Raw genomic sequence first — 3,062 nt, forward strand, 5'->3', positions numbered from 1 at the left:
GCGAACTCGCTCATGCCGGCTCCCCGGCCGCGTCCCGGCCGCTCACCTTCGGGCCGCCCAGCCGGCGTAGAAGATACCGAGGCCCACGATCACGCACATGCCCTGGATGATCCAGAATCTGACCACCACGAGCACTTCGCTCCAGCCCTTCAGTTCGAAGTGATGCTGGAGTGGCGCCATTCTGAAGACGCGTTTCCCGGTCATCCGGAACGACCCGACCTGGATCACCACGGACAGGGTGATGAGGACGAACAGGCCGCCGAGGATGGCCAGGAGCAGTTCGGTGCGGGAGGCGATGGCCAGGCCCGCGAGCGCGCCGCCCAGGGCCAGCGAGCCGGTGTCGCCCATGAAGATCTTCGCGGGCGAGGTGTTCCACCACAGGAAGCCGAAGCAGGCGCCCATCAGCGCGGAGGCGACCACGGCGAGGTCGAGCGGGTCGCGTACGTCGTAGCAGGCGGCCGGGTTGGTCAGGGTGTCGGCGTTGATGCAGGACTCCTGGTACTGCCAGACGCCGATGAAGACGTACGCGCCGAAGACCATCACCGAGGCGCCGGTGGCCAGGCCGTCCAGGCCGTCGGTGAGGTTCACGCCGTTGGACATCGCCAGGATCATGAACAGCGCCCAGATGACGAACAGCACGGGGCCGATCGACCAGCCGAAGTCCTGGGTGAAGGAGAGCTTGGTGGACGCGGGCGTCAGCTCCCGGGCGTCCTCGAAGTTCAGCGACAGCACCGCGAAGGCGATGCCGACGATGAACTGGCCGAGCATCTTCGCCTTGGCCCGCAGACCCAGGCTGCGCTGCTTGATGATCTTGATGTAGTCGTCGAGGAAGCCGACCAGGCCCAGACCCGCCATCAGGAAGAGCACCAGCAGCCCGGAGTACGTGGGCGAGCTGCTGGTCGCGACCTTGGTGATCGCGTACGCGAAGATCGTGGCCAGGATGAACGCGATGCCGCCCATGCTGGGCGTACCGCGCTTGCTGTGGTGCGCCTCGGGCCCGTCGTCCCGGATGTACTGCCCGTAGCCCCTGCGGGCCAGCAGTTTGATCAGCAGCGGGGTGCCGATGAGGGAGAAGAAGAGCCCGAGGGCCCCGGAGAAGAGGATCTGCCTCATCGGGCGGCGCCCTCCTCAAGCAGCGCTTCCGCCACGCGCCACAGCGCCTCGGATCTGGATGCCTTGACGAGCACGACATCTCCCGGCCGCAGCTCGCCGCGCATCAGGTCGACCGCCGCGTCGACGTCGGACACGTGCACCGACTCCTCACCCCACGAACCCTCGTTCTTCGCGCCCATGTCCAGCCAGGCGGCCTCCTGCCGGCCCACTGCCACGAGCTTGCTGATGCCCAGGCGGACGGCCAGCCGGCCCACGCCGTCGTGCTCGGCCATGGCGTGGTCGCCGAGTTCGGCCATCGCGCCCAGCACGGCGAACGTCCGGCCCCCCGGCGCCGTGCTGCCCCGTCCCATGGCGGCGAGCGCGCGCAGCGCGGCCCGCGTGGACTCGGGGTTGGCGTTGTACGCGTCGTTGACGACTGTCACGCCGTCCGCCCGCCGCCTGACCTCCATGCGCCGGCCGGACAGGGCCTCGGCGGCGGAGAGCGCCTCGGCGATCCGCGCCGGGGGCATGCCCAGCTCGTACGCGACGGCGGCTGCGGCAAGTGCGTTCGACACGTGGTGCTCACCGTACAGCCGCATGATCACACCGGCGCTGCCGGCGGGCGTGTGCAGGGTGAATTCCGGCCGTCCGTCATCGGTGAGGCGGACGTCCGAGGCGCGTACGTCCGCCTCGGGCGCCTCGCCGTAGTAGACGGTCCTGGCCCGGGTGCGGGACGCCATCGCGCGTACGAGCGGGTCGTCGGCGTTGAGCACCGCGACCCCGCCGTCCGCGCCCGGCGGCAGCGCCTCGACCAGCTCGCCCTTGGCCTCGGCGATCTGCTCCCGGCCGCCGAACTCGCCGATGTGCGCGGAGCCGACGTTGAGGACGAGCCCGATGCGCGGCGGCGTCACCTCGGCCAGCTCGCGGATGTGGCCGAGGCCGCGCGCGCCCATCTCCAGCAGCAGGTACCGGGTCTCGGGGGCGGCCTGGAGGGCCGTGACGGGATGGCCGATCTCGTTGTTGAACGACCCGTGGGTGTAGACCGTCGGGCCGAGGCGCTGGAGCAGCTGCGCGAGCAGGTCCTTGGTGGACGTCTTGCCCGAGGAGCCGGTGAGCGCGACGAGCGCGGTGAGCGAGTCGGCGAGGCGGGCGACGACGTGCTGGGCCAGCGCGCTGAGCGCCGGGGGCACGGAGCGGACCACGACGGTCGGCACGCCCTCGACGGGGCGGGTGCCCAGGACGCCGGTGGCGCCGGCGGCGACGGCGCGCGGGGCGTAGTCGTGCCCGTCGACGTGCTCGCCGGTGAACGCGGCGAAGAGGCTGCCGGGTTCCGCCTGCCGCGAGTCGATGACGACGGGGCGGGTGACCAGCGCCTGCGGGTCGGCCACGCCGTGCAGCTCGCCTCCGGTCAGCTCGGCGACCTCGGCGAGGCTCAGCGGAATCACCGTGCGCCTCCGGCCGATCGGGCGGGACCTGCGGGATCCGGAGGATCGGCGGGATCCGCGTGCCGCGGGTCCGCGGGGGCGGCGCCCGGCCGCTCCCGGATCGCCCTGCGCAGCTCGTCGCGGTCGTCGAAGGGCCGTACGACACCGGCGGTGTCCTGGCCCTGCTCGTGGCCCTTGCCGGCGATCAGCACCGTGTCGCCGGCGCCCGCCCGGGCCACCGCGATGGCGATGGCGCCCGCCCGGTCGGACTCGACCAGCACGTCGCCGCGCTCGTAGACCGGCACCTCGGCGGCGCCGGCGAGCATCGCGGCGAGGATCGCGAGGGGGTCCTCGGAGCGGGGGTTGTCGGAGGTGAGCACCGCGGTGTCGGCGAGCCGGGCGGCGGCGGCGCCCATGGGGCCGCGCTTGTGCGGGTCGCGGTCGCCGCCGCAGCCGACGACGACGTGCAGCCGGTTCTCGGTGACCTTGCGCAGGGCGCGCAGCACGGACTCCAGCGCGTCGGGCTTGTGCGCGTAGTCGACGACG

The 3,062-nt window shown here is 72.3% G+C and carries 3 protein-coding genes; all 3 read right to left on the minus strand.

Going from position 1 to position 3,062, the window contains the following annotated elements; genetic code table 11:
• Positions 1–42: 42 nt before the first annotated feature.
• Positions 43–1,113, minus strand: a complete 1,071-nt coding sequence (mraY, locus tag H5J30_RS24245) for a phospho-N-acetylmuramoyl-pentapeptide-transferase (RefSeq protein ID WP_181789491.1) — start codon at positions 1,111–1,113, stop codon at positions 43–45.
• Positions 1,110–2,537 (minus strand): UDP-N-acetylmuramoyl-tripeptide--D-alanyl-D-alanine ligase, encoded by a 1,428-nt coding sequence (locus tag H5J30_RS24250; RefSeq protein WP_181789492.1) that lies wholly within the window; start codon positions 2,535–2,537, stop codon positions 1,110–1,112. Before H5J30_RS24250 ends, mraY begins: the two co-directional genes overlap by 4 nt.
• Positions 2,534–3,062, minus strand: a 529-nt coding sequence (locus tag H5J30_RS24255; protein WP_309505617.1) for a glutamate ligase domain-containing protein, incomplete at its 5' end; no start/stop codon positions are given. The genes H5J30_RS24255 and H5J30_RS24250, both read right to left, overlap by 4 nt.

This window comes from Streptomyces phytophilus (assembly GCF_013870535.1).
Lineage (GTDB): Bacteria > Actinomycetota > Actinomycetes > Streptomycetales > Streptomycetaceae > Streptomyces > Streptomyces phytophilus.